At 62.2% G+C, this 14,852-nt stretch carries 15 protein-coding genes, 1 tRNA gene and 1 pseudogene; 15 read left to right on the top strand and 2 right to left on the bottom strand.

Annotated features, from left to right (window positions below; genetic code table 11):
• Positions 1-11 precede the first annotated feature (11 nt).
• Both thyX and N0D28_RS08760 read right to left on the bottom strand, forming a co-directional pair.
• Entirely contained in the window at positions 12-731 is a 720-nt protein-coding gene (thyX, locus tag N0D28_RS08765; RefSeq protein ID WP_260559155.1) for an FAD-dependent thymidylate synthase, read from the bottom strand.
• Between the two features lie 399 nt (positions 732-1,130).
• Complete coding sequence (locus N0D28_RS08760; protein WP_260559154.1) at positions 1,131-1,631, bottom strand: EVE domain-containing protein; 501 nt, start codon at positions 1,629-1,631, stop codon at positions 1,131-1,133.
• 108 nt (positions 1,632-1,739) lie between these two features.
• Here N0D28_RS08760 and N0D28_RS08755 point away from each other — a divergent pair, with 108 nt between their 5' ends.
• The 15 genes and pseudogenes from N0D28_RS08755 (at position 1,740) to N0D28_RS08680 (ending at position 14,799) form a co-directional block, all read left to right on the top strand.
• A complete protein-coding gene (locus N0D28_RS08755; protein ID WP_260559153.1) occupies positions 1,740-2,426 on the top strand; it encodes a PspA/IM30 family protein in 687 nt (228 codons plus the stop codon).
• 250 nt (positions 2,427-2,676) lie between these two features.
• Positions 2,677-3,567 (top strand): histone deacetylase family protein, encoded by an 891-nt coding sequence (locus N0D28_RS08750; protein ID WP_260559152.1) that lies wholly within the window; start codon positions 2,677-2,679, stop codon positions 3,565-3,567.
• Between the two features lie 226 nt (positions 3,568-3,793).
• Positions 3,794-4,414 carry a Crp/Fnr family transcriptional regulator gene (locus N0D28_RS08745; protein ID WP_260559151.1) on the top strand — a complete coding sequence of 207 codons (621 nt, stop codon included), beginning with the start codon at positions 3,794-3,796 and terminating at the stop codon, positions 4,412-4,414.
• 139 nt (positions 4,415-4,553) lie between these two features.
• Positions 4,554-5,018 carry a hypothetical protein gene (locus tag N0D28_RS08740; RefSeq protein ID WP_260559150.1) on the top strand — a complete coding sequence of 155 codons (465 nt, stop codon included), beginning with the start codon at positions 4,554-4,556 and terminating at the stop codon, positions 5,016-5,018.
• A complete protein-coding gene (locus N0D28_RS08735; RefSeq protein ID WP_260559149.1) occupies positions 5,015-5,353 on the top strand; it encodes an RNHCP domain-containing protein in 339 nt (112 codons plus the stop codon). Before N0D28_RS08740 ends, N0D28_RS08735 begins: the two co-directional genes overlap by 4 nt.
• Before the next feature lie 39 nt (positions 5,354-5,392).
• Positions 5,393-5,566, top strand: coding sequence for a hypothetical protein (locus N0D28_RS08730; RefSeq protein WP_260559148.1), 174 nt, complete (start codon positions 5,393-5,395; stop codon positions 5,564-5,566).
• Position 5,567: 1 nt separating this feature from the next.
• Positions 5,568-6,515, top strand: coding sequence for an MBL fold metallo-hydrolase (locus N0D28_RS08725; protein WP_260559147.1), 948 nt, complete (start codon positions 5,568-5,570; stop codon positions 6,513-6,515).
• Complete coding sequence (gene purD, locus N0D28_RS08720) at positions 6,512-7,795, top strand: phosphoribosylamine--glycine ligase (protein ID WP_260559146.1); 1,284 nt, start codon at positions 6,512-6,514, stop codon at positions 7,793-7,795. Before N0D28_RS08725 ends, purD begins: the two co-directional genes overlap by 4 nt.
• A 72-nt stretch (positions 7,796-7,867) precedes the next feature.
• Positions 7,868-7,949: transfer RNA gene (locus N0D28_RS08715), tRNA-Leu, on the top strand.
• 23 nt (positions 7,950-7,972) lie between these two features.
• Positions 7,973-8,203, top strand: a complete 231-nt coding sequence (secG, locus tag N0D28_RS08710; RefSeq protein ID WP_260559145.1) for a preprotein translocase subunit SecG — start codon at positions 7,973-7,975, stop codon at positions 8,201-8,203.
• A 280-nt stretch (positions 8,204-8,483) separates the two neighbouring features.
• Positions 8,484-10,243, top strand: a pseudogene (locus N0D28_RS15665) (ABC transporter substrate-binding protein).
• 110 nt (positions 10,244-10,353) lie between these two features.
• Positions 10,354-11,334: an ABC transporter permease gene (locus N0D28_RS08695; protein ID WP_260559143.1), complete on the top strand. Its 981-nt coding sequence runs from the start codon at positions 10,354-10,356 to the stop codon at positions 11,332-11,334.
• A gap of 58 nt (positions 11,335-11,392) precedes the next feature.
• Positions 11,393-12,514: an ABC transporter permease gene (locus N0D28_RS08690; RefSeq protein WP_260559142.1), complete on the top strand. Its 1,122-nt coding sequence runs from the start codon at positions 11,393-11,395 to the stop codon at positions 12,512-12,514.
• 141 nt (positions 12,515-12,655) lie between these two features.
• A complete protein-coding gene (locus N0D28_RS08685; RefSeq protein WP_260559141.1) occupies positions 12,656-13,768 on the top strand; it encodes an ABC transporter ATP-binding protein in 1,113 nt (370 codons plus the stop codon).
• Between the two features lie 50 nt (positions 13,769-13,818).
• A complete protein-coding gene (locus tag N0D28_RS08680; protein WP_260561865.1) occupies positions 13,819-14,799 on the top strand; it encodes an ABC transporter ATP-binding protein in 981 nt (326 codons plus the stop codon).
• The last annotated feature ends 53 nt before the right edge of the window (positions 14,800-14,852 follow it).

Genomic DNA, 14,852 nt, shown 5'->3' with positions numbered 1-14,852 from the left:
GTCAATCTGAATCAGTGGCTGTTCAGTGACCGCCAGGCTTTGAAGGTCACCGGAAACAGCGGCTCAGCCAGTTCACCCAGCGCCCGCGCAAACAGGCGAGTCTCGTACTGTGCGCCCTCGTGGTCGCGAAGTTCCAGAAAATGCAGCAGGCTCCGCACATTGAAGGTGTAGTAACTCTCGGTGTAGAGGCTGAGCGGCAGGACGCCCCGCGCCTGTTCACGGGTCACGCCAAGTTCGAGCAGTTGATGGTAAGCCTTGAAGGCCGTCTCGGAAGCGTACTTCCACACTTCGCGGGCGGCGTTTTGGTCTAAAGAACCATCGTCTTCCACACTGGCCTGCCGGTTGCTGGGGGCTTGCTTGCGAAACTGGGTGGGCGTGTAGTCGCGCTCCTGAAGCTCGACATACCTGCCCGAAATTTCATTTTTTGAGACTCCGACACGGTGGCGCACCAGCTGACGGTCAACAAAAATCGGGCAAACCAGCTTGAAGGTGATCAAGTTGTGTTCAAACGGACTGCCATGCTTGTGCTTGAGCAGGTAGGCGATCAGCTTCTCGTCACGGCCCGTCAGCGGCACGTCCGAATCGCCGCCGAAACTCACTCTGGCTGCATTCACTATCATTTTGTCGTCGCCCGCATACTGAATCAGCGCGGCCGAGCCAATGCCGTCTGAGAGCGGGTAGAGCACAGGCGAGGTAGAAGGAAGCACCGGAGCAGAGGCAAGATCATTCACGCCCCTTAGCTTAAGCCCATTCGCTCAAACCACCTCGGTCAGCGGCGGCGCACCCGGACCAGCACCGGCAGCGGCTGACGGCGGTCTTCAGGGCGGCGGGCAAGCGTCAGACCGAGGGCGACGGCGGCGACAGTCAGTGCAATCAGCATGGCTCAGTCTGCGCGCCCCGAGCTGACAGGAGCGTTACAAATCTGACGGTTGCCGAGGGGCGTCGAGCTTCATCAAAGTCAACCTCTCTACCACTGTCAGAACGCTGAAACCGACCTTCGCATCAGTCCGCCGCGCCCGCCGATTGGCCGGGTGCGGGCCAGTGATTCAAAGCGGATTGACCCCCAACAGCGTGCAGTCAGGTATTGGCAATGCGCGGAGGAAGCGCTGGGCCCAGTCGTGTTTGTAGAGTTATGAACTGAGCACTTCACCTGGCCCGACCAGCAACCGGTCCAGGCTCAGTCCACCCGCTTCCACGATTATCCGAAATTCTTCGGCTGAGACGGGCAACACTGACAGCCGGTTGCCTTTTTGTAGCAGACGCAGGCCGCTCAGTTCAGGTTTAGTCCGCAGAGCGTCCAGCGTTTGAAAGTGGGGCAGTGCAGCCACCGCCGCCACGTCCACCATGCTCCAACTTGGCGAATCGGGTTTACTTCGGGCGTCAAAGTAAGGGCTGGACCCGTCGAATTGCAGGTCGTCGGGGTAGGCGGCCCGCACCACCCGCGCCACCCCTGCGACACCCGCCGGACGGGTGCTGGAGTGATAAAACAGGCACAACTCGCCCACCTGCATCTGGCGCAGAAAATTGCGGGCCTGATAATTCCGGACGCCGTTCCAGGCTTCGGTCCCCGCCGCCATCAGGTCGGCATATCCGAACACGTCTGGTTCACTTTTGAGCAGCCAGAACTTCACGCCGGACAGTCTAGAGCGCGGGTCTTCTTCACGGTCTCTTGATTCTGGACTCAGGCAGGCAACTTGCGGGCGGCCCACTTCGTACAGTGAGATCAGGAGGCTCTACCCATGTCTATTCTCGACCGGCTGTCCCGTTTGCTACGCGCCAACGTCAACGATCTGATTTCCAAGTCCGAGGACCCCAGCAAGATCATCGAGCAGACCCTGCGCGATATGCGCGACGCCTACTCGCAGGCCCGCGTGGAGGTGGCAGGCTCAATGGCCCAGCAGGCCAAGCTGGAGCGCGAGGCCAACACCAACCGCAAGCTTTCTGAGGAATACGGCATGAAGGCCGAGGAAGCCATGCGCGGCGGCAACGAGGACCTGGCCCGCGAGGCGCTGCGACGCAAGCAGAACCACGCCGACGTGGCAGCAGGCTTCGACGACCAGCTCAAGCTCAGCACCTCGCAGGTCGATCAGCTCAAGACCCAACTCCGGGCGCTGGAAGCCAAGATCGACGAGATGGAGAGCAAGCAGCAGCTTCTGCTGGCCCGCCACCAGACCGCCAAGGCCAGCGAGACCCTGGAGAAAGTCTCAGGCTTCGATAAGTCCGGCGGTGCCATGAGCGCCTTCGACGATATGGAGCGCAAGGTCACGGCCCAGGAAGACAAGGCCAACGCCATGCATCAGTTGCGTGAGGAAGGTGACATTGACGCCCAGCTCGCCAATATGGGGCGTGGCAAGGCGCTCGACGACGAGTTCGAGGCCCTCAAGCGCAAGGTGCAGGGCAGCTCAGAGGGTAGCCAGAACCAGTAAACACCGCCAGCCAGTCGGCTGGACAGAATCAAACAACCGTACACAGTGGAGGTCAGCGAGAACAAATGCGCTGGCCTCCACCTTTTCTTAAAGAGCCTTCATCTCAAGCACAGAGAAAAACCCGCTTTCGCTGAAGCCGGGTTGAGCCAGCATTCATCAAACCTTCTACAGCCTGTCAGCTCAGGTTGTGGCCCTGCCATCTGTCAGCCCTGACACCCCTCACCAAGTCAAGGCGCGGCAAACTGCACGGGTGACTGTTTACCGGGCCTACACGCCCGCCGCCTACGAGTTTCCGCTGCCGGAAGGCCACCGCTTTCCCTATTACAAGTACCGGGGCGTGGCCGAGCGCCTCAGTGGCCTGTTGCCGGTGCTCGACACGCCCAACCTGTCGTGGGCGGCAGCGGGCATGGTGCACGATCCGCTGTGGCTGCGGCGCTGGCGGCGAGGCGAGGTCAGCGCCAGGGAGACCCGCGAGTTCGGTCTGCCCTGGAGTACAGAAGTGGTGGAGCGGGCGCGGCGGGCAGCGGGAGGCTCGCTGGCGGCCCTACACGACGCCTTCGAGGTGGGCTGGGGGGCCAATCTGGCGGGCGGCACCCACCACGCCTTCGCCGACCGGGCCGAGGGCTTTTGCCTTGTCAACGACGCCGCCATCCTGACGCGGGCAGCACTGCGGAGCGGCCTGGCGCGGCGGGTCATGACGGTGGACCTCGACGTGCACCAGGGCAACGGCACGGCGGCGCTGCTGAGCGGAGTCAGCGGCGCATACACCCTCAGCGTGCATGGCGAGCGCAATTACCCGTTTCGCAAGGAAATCAGCAGCCTCGACATTGGCCTGGGCGACGGCGTGCAGGACAGTGAATACCTGGCGGTGCTGCACGCCCAGGTGCTTCCGGCGATGGACGCCTACCGACCCGATCTGCTGCTGTATCTGGCAGGAGTGGACGTGCTGGCCGGTGACCGCTTCGGGCGCTTCGCCCTAAGCCTGGAAGGCGTGCGGGAGCGCAACCGACTGATCCTGAGCTGGGCCAGAAACGCGGACGTACCCGTGGTGACCATGCTGGCCGGGGGCTACAACGCCGACCACGCCCTGACCATCGAGGCCCACGCCAGCGTCGTGCTTGACGGCCTGGACGTGTTCTAGAGCGGGAACCGGGCAAACGGACCACAGCAGACGGGAGAGGGCCAGGCGCTTTGCCTCTTATAGAATCTCCATACCTTCTTCAGAGTGTGACCCCATCACATTTCAACCTTGGACAAACCTTATACAGTCACTGTACAGTCCGCTGGCTGAAGGGGAGCGATCCGCGTTGATGGTTGCAGCGTTCCTTCCGTTCTCACACCGCGCCCCGGCGCAGACAGGAGACCTTATGACCCTGCACACGAACTTCCCGCAGACCCCCGCTCCCCAGGGCCGCCCACTCCACCGGGGCGATACCCTCTACTACGCCGGTGACGCCGCACCGAGCCTCTACCGACTAGAAAGCGGGCTGCTGCGGGCGGTGCGTTTGACCTCGCAGGGCCGCAACCTGACGGTGCGCCACGTCCGCCCCGGCGACATCTTCGGCGAGGAAGCGCTCCACAACCTGCCGCGCAGCCACCAAATCATCGCCCTGACCGACGCGGTGCTGACGCCACTGCATCTGGAGCACCTGGGCGGCAACGAGTTGTGGGAAGTCACGCGCAGCCTCAGCGCCCAGCTTCAGCGGGTCATGACCGACGGCGTGCACATTCAGGACGGCGAGTTGCGTGAGCGCATCGCCCGCTACCTGCTCAACTTGGCGGGCAGCAGCCTGGGCGGCACCCACGCCGACGGCAAGCGTTATGTGCGCGCCACCCACGAACTGATCGCCGAGGGCACGGGGGCCACCCGTGAGTCAGTCAGCAAACTGATCGGCGAGATGCGCGACGACGGCCTGCTGACCCCCGCCTACCGCTGCCTGACCTTGACCAACGAGGCGGCCCTCAAAACCGAGTCAGGGCTGTTCTGATTTCGAGCCGGCCCTTCTTACTTCTCGCCCAAATGGCGTCCCCGGTCCGGAGACGCCTGTTTTGTTTTTGTGGCTGTTCAATCTGAGAACGGGGCGTTTTACCGCTGACTTCCCTGTCCGCCTGTGCTTGACTGCGCTCATGTCCGGCTCCCCTGCCCCGCGCCCCCGACCCAACCCCAAATCCAGTCGCCCGTCCACGCCGCCCAGCGGGCAGAGCACCACCCGCGCCGTGCTGCTGATGATTCTGCTCACCGCTGCCGTGCCGGTGGCTGCCCGCTGGGTGCAGGGCGACTTTGAGCGCTGGCTGACCAACGGTCTGACCCTGCTGGCCTCGGGCTGGCTGCTGTGGAACGTGGACAGAGGCTCGGTGCTGGCCTGGCGCGTCACCGTGTCGCTGAGCATCGGCCTGGGCGTGCTGGCGATGCTGGTCGGGCTGGTGGCGGGGCAAGGGGCCTGGGGCGGCTGGATCGTCACCCTGGTGGGCCTGCTGTTTGTCGGCTGCGGCCTGCTGCTGGTGGGCGTGCCGGACGTGCGCGAATATCTGGATGGCCGCTGGGCGACCTGGCGGCGCGGCAAGCTGGGGGGAGGGTCTGGTCGCCCATGACCCGGCGCTTCACCGTCTCGGGCACCAACACGGCCTTCAGTTGTGCCCACTGCGGCCTGAAGGTGCTGGCGCTGAGCAACGGTTCTGTCAGAAACCACTGCCCCGGCTGCCTGCACAGCCTGCACCTGGACGTGTTTCCCGGTGACCGCGCCTCGGACTGCGGCGGCCTGCTGGAGCCAGTCGAGATCGAGCAGCACCCCAAGAAAGGCTGGATGATCGTTCACCGCTGCCAGAAGTGCGGCCATCTGGGGCGCAACAAGGCCGCCCTGGACGACCCCCAGCAGCCCGACGACTTCGCGGCCCTACTCGCGGTCTCGGCCCGACACCGCGAGTAGGGCCGCCTTATCCCACGCTGGCCTTGTTAGACTCAGGGCATGATCCTGTGGGCACTCGTGACTCTCATTCTGTTTTCCGCCCTGCTGCTGGGCCTGGCCGCTTTCGGGCCGCTGCGGGGCACGCCCTCGGCCAGGCCGCTGAGCTGGACCGCCAGCGTTCAGGCGGTCCTGGCCCTGTTGCTGGTCGGCGCACGCCTGACGGGGATGGCCTGATATGGGACCTGAGAGTACCGGGGAGCTGGGCGCGGGCGCAAACCTGATCGATCTCAACTTCATGGGCGTGCCGGGCAGCATCGCCAGTTACGTCTTCGATACGGGCGACGGCCTGGCACTCGTTGATACTGGCCCCAGCACCACCCTCCCGGCGCTGGAAGGCGGCCTCCAGAAACTGGGGGCGGCCCTGAGCGACGTGCGCCACATCCTGCTGACCCACATCCACCTTGACCATGCAGGCGCGGCTGGCTCGCTCGCCCAGCGCCTGCCCAGGGCCAGCGTGTATGTTCACGAGCGCGGCGCGAAGCACCTGACCCGCCCCGAACGACTGATCGCCAGCGCTGGCCAGATCTACGGCGACCAGATGGGAGCGCTGTGGGGCGAAATGCTGCCGATTCCCGCCGAGCGGTTGACCGTGTTACGCGGCGGAGAGCACCTGGCTTTCAGCGGACTACCGGGCGGCGTGGACGTGCATTACACGCCGGGACACGCCGTCCACCACGTGTCCTACCACTCCGGAGACGACCTGTACGTGGGCGACGTGGGCGGCATTCGCATCGCCCTGCCGCAGAGTCCGCGCCCACCCACCCCGCCGCCGGATATCGATCTGGCCGCCTGGCAGCGCAGTATCGCTCTGCTGCGGGCCCTCCCGGCCCGCCGACTGCACCTGGCCCACTTCGGCTGCTACGTGCAGAGCGCTTCTCACTGGGACGGCCTGCTGCTCAACATCGCCACCGACGCGGCGCGGGTCGGCACCCGGCTCGAGGCGGGCGAGGACCTGGCGAGCATCACCCGCACCTTCAGCGCCGAGTTGCAGGCCGACCTCGACGCCGAAGCGCCGGGCCTGGCCGACAAATTCGTGCTGGTCTGTCCGCCGTGGATGAGCGTGCAGGGGCTGGCGCGGTCATTCCAGCAGCAGGCAGAGCAACCGCAAACAGGGCAGCCGTGAAGGTGCTGGTCGTCGGCGGCGGCGGGCGCGAACACGCCATCGTGGAGGCGCTGGGCCGTGCACAAAGCGTCAGCGAGATTCTCTGCACGCCCGGCAATCCCGGTATGGCCCAGCAGGCCCGCCTGATTCCCGGCGATCAATCGCCCGACTCGGTCACGGCCCTGGCCCTCGTCGAGCGGGCCGATCTGGTCATTGTCGGTCCCGAAGCGCCGCTGGCCGCCGGGGTGGTGGATGCTCTGCAAGCGGCGGGTCTGGCCGCCTTCGGCCCCACGCGGGCGGCGGCGCGCATCGAGGGCGACAAGGTCTGGAGTAAGGCGTTCATGCGGCGTCACGGCATCCCGACGGCCCGCCACCGCAGCTTCGCCGGGCTGGACGCAGCCCTGAGCTACGCCGCCGCCCAGCCACTGCCGCTGGTCGTCAAGGATGCGGGCCTGCGTGCCGGAAAAGGCGTGACCATCGCCCACACCCCTTCGGAGGCCGAGGCGGCGCTGCGCTCCATCTTCGAGGTGCCGGACGCCCAGACCGTCATTGAGGAGTTTATGACTGGCCAGGAAGTCACGGTGCTGGCCTTCTGCGACGGAGTGAGGGCTGTGATGCTGCCGCCTGCCCAGGACCACAAGACCATCTTCGCGGGTGATGTCGGCCCGATGACCGGCGGCATGGGCGTGATCTGCCCGTTTCCCATCTCGGAAGCTGACCTCAGCCAGGTGCAGACCGGGATTCTGGACGTGACCCTGCGCGGGATGAGTCAGGAAGGTTTTCCCTACGTGGGCGTGCTGTACGCCGGGCTGATGCTGACTGGCGAGGGCCCGAAGGTGGTGGAGTTCAACGCTCGCTTCGGCGACCCCGAGGCCGAGGCGGTGCTGCCGCTGCTGGACAGTGATCTGGCCGAGATCGCTCTGGCCTGCGTACGCGGTGAGCTGATCGCCCAACAGGTCCGCTTTCGTGAAGAGGCCAGCGCCGTGATCATCCTGGCCGCGCCGGGCTACCCCGCGACGCCTCAGACGGGCATTCCACTGACCCTGCCTGCCGTCAGCGAGGGCGAACACATCTTCCAGGCGGGCACGGCCCTGGACGCCGGGCAGCTCGTCTCCAGCGGGGGGCGGGTGCTGGCGGTGCAGGCCAGCGCACCGACGCTGGACGCCGCGCTGGGCCGGGCCTACCGGCTGGCCGACGCCGCACATTTTGCCGGGGCGCAGATGCGGCGCGACATCGGCGCGCGCATCGGAGCTAGGCCCGACAGCCCCCCCCAGGTGGTCTCCCCCGAAACAGCCGGTTGATTTTTCTGTGTGCCGCCTGCTAGCATCACGCTTGCCCTTGCCCCAGCCAGCGCTGCGGTGAGTTCACGAGTCGCCGGAGTGGCGGAATGGCAGACGCACTTGACTCAAAATCAAGCGGGAAACCGTGTGGGTTCGACTCCCATCTCCGGCACCACCTTCATTTCATAAGGACAGCCCATGACCGCACTGCTTTCCATCTTTATCGCTCTGTTCGCGCTCGTCTGCGTCGGACTGGTTTTCTTCGTGCTGCTGCAAGTGCCCAAGCAGGCCGGACTCTCGGCCAGCCTGGCGTCGGGCGGCGACCTCTTCGGCGGGCGCGGCGTCGAGGGCGGACTGATCCGCATCAGCAGTGTGCTGGGCGGTTTCTTCATGTTGCTGGCGCTGCTGATCAACATTCTCTCACACTGAAACGGCTTCAATCTCACACTTAATGCCTGGCCTCAAGATTGGGGTCGGGCATTTCATTTGCAATGAGCAACCACAGTGAAGTTGTCATTAGTCGTCTGGCTTACCCAAACTAAGCCATTTGCTTGACCCCAGCAAAAAAGCGCGCTTATAGTACGGTCGCTACCGTCCACTCCAAAATGTATCGCCCAAGCCGGGGGAGCTGACCTCTAGATCACACCACCGTGCTGAGCGTGCTGGACCGGAAGCAACTGTTCCTGACCTTTGATCCCAAGGAGAATGAATGAAGAAATTAATGATGCTTGCCGCCGCCCTGACGCTCAGTGCCGCCAGTGCCGCCCCGTTCGTGTACCCCGCCGCTTGGTTCGCCGACCCCGTCTCGCAGGCCAAGTCGGGCGGCGAGGTTAGGGACACCAACCTCAGCGATTTCAAGACGCTCAATCCCTTCACTTCTGCTGAAGCGAATAGTCTGCCCCTGATCATGGGCGACCTCAGCGCAGGCCTCTTCACGCAAGACCCCACCAGTGGCGACTTTATTCCGTTCATGGCCGCCGCCATGCCGACGGTCAGCAACGGCGGTAAGCGCTTCACGGTCAAGCTACGGCCCGACATGAAGTTCAGCGACGGCCAGGCGATCACTGCCGACGACTGGGTCACGACCTACAAAATTGATGTCGATGAAAAGGTGGGCAGCAACGCCCGCGACAGCTTCTTCCTCAACGAGAAGCCGATCACCGTCAAGAAGATTGACGCCACGACCCTGCAATTCGATTTCCCCACCGTTAGCGCCAGCGCCTACGCGATCATGAGCTACGCGCCCTGGCCCGACCACGTGTTCGGACCGGTCTATGCCAAGAGCGGCGCGGAAGGCATCAAGGCGATGTGGGGCCTGAGCGCCGACCCCAAAACGATTGTCGCGCCAGGGGCCTGGGTCATCAGCAGCTATCAGCCTGGCCAGCGGGCCGTGCTCAAGAAGAATCCCTACTATGGTCAGTGGGTGAAGGACAGCGCGGGCAAGGCCCTGCCCTACCTCGACACCTACAATATCCGTATCGTCAAGGACCTGAACGCCGATCTGGCGACCTACCTGTCGGGGCAGTCGGACGTCTATGCCCCAGCAAAGCCGACGACTTGGCACAGATCAAGAAGGCCATCGACGCCGGGAACCTCAAGTCGGTGTTGGTTCCCAACGTCAGCCCCAACTCGACCAGCTCCTGGATCGTCTTCAACTGGAACAAGTCGGCTGATCCGTTCAAGCAGAAACTCTTCCGCGAGGCCAAATTCCGCCAGGCCATGAGCCACATCGCCAACCGTCAGGCCATGATTCAACTGGCGCTAGGCGGCCTCGGCACGCCGGTCTATACCAGCACCTACCCGGTGTTCAAGAACTACCAGTTCGCCGACACTCCCAAGTTCGAGTACGATCTGGCGGCAGCCAGCAAGCTGCTCTCGGACATCGGCTTCAAGAAGAAGGACGCGGCAGGCTACCTGGTGGACGCCAGCGGCAAGGAACTGGCCTTCACCCTCTCCACCAATTCCGGCAACACGGTACGCGAGCAGCTCGGCAGCATCTTCCGCGACGAGGCCAAAAAGGTGGGCGTCAAGGTCAACTTCACGCCGATTGACTTCAACAACCTGGTGGATCAGCTCACGGCCAAGGGCCCAAACCGGCCCTTCGATGCCATTTTGCTGGGTCTGTCGGGCGGCACCAACGTCTGGCCCTACGGCAACAATGTGGTTCCCTGCGGCACCAACCTGCACTCGTACAACAACCCCACCAACGGAGCCTGCCTGACGCCGCAGGAAACGCTGATGACCAAGTTGTACTACCAGGGCGACCAGACGCTGGACTCGGCGGCCCGCCAGAAGATCGGCCAGCAGCTCTCCAAGGTTGAGGGTCAGTTGCAGCCGGTGATTTACCTGGTCGGTACCAACTACCACGTCACTTACAACAGCCGCCTGGGCGGTGAGTATAAGCGCAACCTGTGGGACGCTTACTACGGCTCACGTACCGGCGTTTACATCACCACCTACATCAAGTAAGCTAGCGAGATTTGTAACCGGCTGGGGCCGTTCGCACAAGCGAATAGCCCCATCTCTCTGTAAGGTCCTCGCCTCCAGCGAATGTATTGCCAAACAACAAGGAGCCGCCCTTGGTACTCTTCCTCTTACGCCGGTTTCTCAATTCGATTCCGACCCTGATCTTGGCCAGCATGCTGATCTTTTTTATCATTCAGCTGGCTCCTGGCGATTTCCTGACGCCCGCACGGCTGAACCCGAATATTTCTCCTCAACAGCTTGAAACCTTGCGGCACAACTTCGGTCTGGACCAGCCTCCTATCCTGCAATACTTCTCCTGGATCAAGAACGTGGTGCAGGGAGATCTGGGGCTTTCCTTTCAGTACCAGCAGCCGGTACTGGCCGTCGCATGGCCACGTATCGTCAATTCTCTTTATCTGGTACTTCTCTACTTAATCATTTTTTACGTTATCGCCATTCCTCTAGGAGTTTATGGTGCTGTGCGTCAGTACACAATTGGCGACAAGATCAGCAGCACCATCATGTACTTTCTATTGGGCTTTCCCAGTTTCTTCCTGGCCCTGATCGTTCTCTTTGGAATTGTGCAACTGCGTTTTGCAACAGGCTGGCAGTTTCCAACTGGCGGAATGACCAGCGACAACCATGATTCTTTGAGCCTAGGAATGAAGTTCTGGGATATCTTGAAACATATCGCGCTACCCGCCCTGGTGGTCGCCGTGGGAGATGTAGCGGGGTTCACAAGAATTTTGCGGGGGCAGATGCTGGAATACCTGCGGGCCGATTTTGTGAGAACAGCCCGTTCCAAGGGAGCCACCGAATTCTCAGTCATTTACAAACACACGCTTCGCAATGCCATCATCCCGTTTGTCGCTGGGCTGGGCAGTCAACTGCCTGCCCTCATTAGCGGCGCTGGCTTTGTCGAGGTTGTGTTCGCTTACCCTGGGATTACCCCGATGCTGCTCGACTCAATCAACGCCCGCGATCTGTATCTGATTGCAGGCTTCAACATTCTCACAGTCGCCCTGCTCATTATCGGCAACGCTCTGAGCGATATCTTGCTCGGTATAGTTGATCCACGGATTCGCTACTCATGAAAATACAGCGTATTTATCAGTCCATCTCCTCGGAAGAGGCCATCGCCGGGAGCTTACGATGACGACAGTCACTCCAGGGTCCACAGTCAGCACTAAAAATCAAGGTCAGCTCTCGGTTGCTATTCAGCAGTTCAGAAAAAATGGTGTCGCCAAGTTTGGGGGAGTGGTCCTCATCTTGCTCTATGTCATGGCCCTCTTCGGAGGTTTTCTGGCTCCCGATGGCCTTTCCAACTACAGCACGACCAACTTGACACCTTTCCATCCTCCAACTCCCGTTCATTTCTTCTCAAATGGCAGTATATCTCGCCCGTATGTAAACAATTACAGTCAGCAGCTTAATATGACCACGTTCATTAACGAATATAAACCGACTGCCGAGAAATGTCCGATTTATTTCGGGGTTTCAGGAGAAACGTATAAAATATTAGGAGTCATACCAGCAAGTCTGCACTTGTTCGGGACCAATAATCCCAATTGCAAAGTCTATTTGTTTGGAGGAGATGGTTTGGGGCGCGATCTCCTCTCACGAACAATGTACGCTTCGCAAATTTCACTTACGATTGGTGTTCTCTCCGTTCTTGTCGCCACAATTATCGGGATGATCATGGGGTCGATTTCCGCCTACTTTGGCGGCACAGTGGACAACCTTATTCAGCGTCTTATTGAAGTGATCGCCTCTATCCCTTACCTCTTCTTGGTCATTCTCCTGCGGTCCATTTTTCCAGCCAATCTCAACCCCATTCTGGTCCTGTACGTCATTCTGGGTATTCTGGCGTTTATCAGTTGGGGCGGCCTTGCGCGCGTGGTGCGCGGCCAGCTTCTCAGTGTTCGCGAACAGGATTACGTCTCAGCAGCAACGGCGCTGGGCGCATCAAGCGGACGGGTGATGTTTCGCCACATGCTGCCGTCGATGACCAGTTACCTGATTATCAACCTGAGTTTGGCTATTCCCGGTTTTATCCTGCTCGAATCCGGCCTGAGCTTTCTGGGCATTGGCGCAGTCGAGCCTTACGCTTCCTGGGGCAGTCTACTCACCCAGGCCCAGGAAGGCGGCTTCGCGTCGATCACCCAGCGGCCCTGGGTGCTGATTCCCGGCTTTTTCATTGTGGCCACCGTGATGTGTTTTCAGCTTCTCGGTGACGGTCTGCGCGACGCCTTCGATCCCCGCAAGCGCCAGTAAGACTTAAGCGCCTGGCAGATGCGCACCGCGCCCCTGCCAGGCGCTATGATGCCTGGCATAGTTCAATACTTCGCTCAGCGTTGACCCGCTCTTTGTCCGTTGTTTCCGTTTTGACGTTCACTCTTCTTCCAGGAGCGTTGCATGACCCTGACCAAAGACACCGCCGTGCCCAACCGCCACGCCGAGACCCTGCTCTCGGTGACCAATCTCAAGACCTACTTCTTCACCGATGACGGCGTGGTCAAGTCGGTCGACGGCGTGACCTTTCACCTCGGCAAAGGCGAAACGCTGGCGGTGGTGGGCGAGTCCGGCTCCGGCAAGAGCGTGACCAGTCTCAGCGCCATGCGCCTGATTCCCACGCCGCCCGGCAAGATCGTCGAAGGCGAGATGCTGTTTACCGGCAAGGACGGCAAGACCGGCGACCTGGCCAAGATGAGCGAGGCCGAGATGCGCAAGATTCGCGGCAACGACATCTCAATGATCTTTCAGGAACCGATGACGTCGCTCAATCCGGTGTACACTGTGGGCGACCAGATCGCCGAGGCGGTGTCGCTGCACCAGGGCAAGAACCGCAAGGAAGCCATGCTGGCCGCCACCGAGATGCTGCGGCTGGTGGGTATTCCGGCCCCCGAGAAACGCGTCCACGAGTACCCGCACCAGATGTCCGGCGGCATGCGCCAGCGCGTGATGATCGCCATGGCCCTCTCGTGCAACCCGGCCCTGCTGATCGCCGACGAGCCGACCACGGCGCTCGACGTGACGATTCAGGCCCAGATTCTCGATCTGATGCGCAAGCTGCAAAAAGAGATCGGCATGAGCATCCTGTTCATCACCCACAACCTCGGGGTGGTTGCCGAGATGGCCGATAGAGTCGTCGTGATGTACGGCGGACGGGTGGTCGAGGAGGGCGACGTGATCGAGATCTTCCAGGCCCCGCGCCACCCCTACACCATGGGCCTCTTGAACAGCATTCCGCGTGTGGACCACGCCGCCGAGTACCACGGCGGGCTGGGTCAGAAAAAAGAGCGCCTGGAAGCCATTCCCGGCAACGTGCCCAACCCGCTGAACTTGCCGCCCGGTTGCCCCTTCGAGCCGAGGTGCAAGTACGCCATCGCCGAATGCAGCAAGGCTGTGCCTGCGCTGGAAGACACCGGCGGCGGCCATATGTCGCGCTGCATCCGCTGGAAGGAGTTCGAGAACGAGGCCCGACCTGCCGTCTCGCAGAGCCACAACGCTATGGGAGAAACACTGTGACCGCCAATTTCAACCCCAATCCAGCCAATACCGCCACGCCAGGGGCCGTCGTGTCCGCCGCACCACCACTGCTCAAGGTCCAGAACCTGGAGAAATACTTCCCGATCCGGGGTGGGCTGCTCTCGCGGGTGGTCGCCAACGTCAAGGCCGTCAACGACGTGTCGTTCGAGCTGGCCAAGGGCGAGGTCGTCGGGCTGGTGGGCGAGTCGGGGTCCGGCAAGACCACGGCGGGCCGCGCCATTCTGCGTCTGATCGAGCCGACAGGCGGGCAGGTCATCTTCAACGGCACCGACGTGACCAAACTCGGCAAATCGGAGATGCGCGAGTACCGCCGCCAGATGCAGATCATCTTCCAGGACCCGTTTGCCAGCCTCAACCCGCGCATGACGGTCTCGGACATCATCGGCGAGGCGCTCGATATCCACAAGCTGCACCAGGGATCGGCCCGCACCGAGCGCATCTCCAGCCTGCTCCAGAAGGTGGGACTCAGGCCCGAGCACATGCGCCGCTACCCGCACGAGTTCTCCGGCGGCCAGCGCCAGCGCATCGGCATTGCCCGCGCCCTGGCCGTCGATCCGAGCTTCATCGTGGCCGACGAGCCGGTGTCGGCGCTCGATGTGTCGATCCAGGCACAGGTCGTCAACCTGATGCAGGACCTTCAGGAAGAACTCGGCCTGACCATCCTGTTCATCGCACACGATCTGGCCGTGGTCGAGTACATCTGCGACCGGATCATCGTGATGTACCTGGGCCGCATCATGGAAATCGCGTCGAGCCGCGAACTCAACCGCAACCCCAAGCATCCCTACACCGAGGCGCTGCTCTCGGCGGCCCCGGTGCCCGACCCCACCGTCAAGCGCCAGCGCATCATCCTGGAGGGCGACATTCCCAGCCCGATCAATCCTCCCTCGGGCTGTGTGTTCCGAACCCGCTGCCGCTACGCCATCGACGACTGCGCCAAGATCGTGCCGGAGCTGCGCGAGGTGTCGCCGGGCCACTTCAAGGCATGTATCCGCGACGACGTGCTGTAAAGCCGAACACCATCAAGAAGAAGCAGGGCCGCCCATCTCGGAGCGGCCCTGCT

It is taken from the genome of Deinococcus rubellus, assembly GCF_025244745.1.
Classification (GTDB): Bacteria; Deinococcota; Deinococci; order Deinococcales; family Deinococcaceae; genus Deinococcus; species Deinococcus rubellus.
The sequence above is the reverse complement of the archived record's forward strand: the minus strand, read 5'-3'. Positions and strand labels throughout refer to the sequence as shown.

Coding starts and splice junctions, on each gene's coding strand:
- N0D28_RS08740 (WP_260559150.1), top strand. CDS start 4,554: ATGTCCGGCTCCCCTGCCCCGCGCCCCCGACCCAACCCCAAATCCAGT.
- N0D28_RS08730 (WP_260559148.1), top strand. CDS start 5,393: ATGATCCTGTGGGCACTCGTGACTCTCATTCTGTTTTCCGCCCTGCTG.
- N0D28_RS08685 (WP_260559141.1), top strand. CDS start 12,656: ATGACCCTGACCAAAGACACCGCCGTGCCCAACCGCCACGCCGAGACC.
- N0D28_RS08755 (WP_260559153.1), top strand. CDS start 1,740: ATGTCTATTCTCGACCGGCTGTCCCGTTTGCTACGCGCCAACGTCAAC.
- N0D28_RS08735 (WP_260559149.1), top strand. CDS start 5,015: ATGACCCGGCGCTTCACCGTCTCGGGCACCAACACGGCCTTCAGTTGT.
- N0D28_RS08690 (WP_260559142.1), top strand. CDS start 11,393: ATGACGACAGTCACTCCAGGGTCCACAGTCAGCACTAAAAATCAAGGT.
- N0D28_RS08745 (WP_260559151.1), top strand. CDS start 3,794: ATGACCCTGCACACGAACTTCCCGCAGACCCCCGCTCCCCAGGGCCGC.
- N0D28_RS08725 (WP_260559147.1), top strand. CDS start 5,568: ATGGGACCTGAGAGTACCGGGGAGCTGGGCGCGGGCGCAAACCTGATC.
- secG (WP_260559145.1), top strand. CDS start 7,973: ATGACCGCACTGCTTTCCATCTTTATCGCTCTGTTCGCGCTCGTCTGC.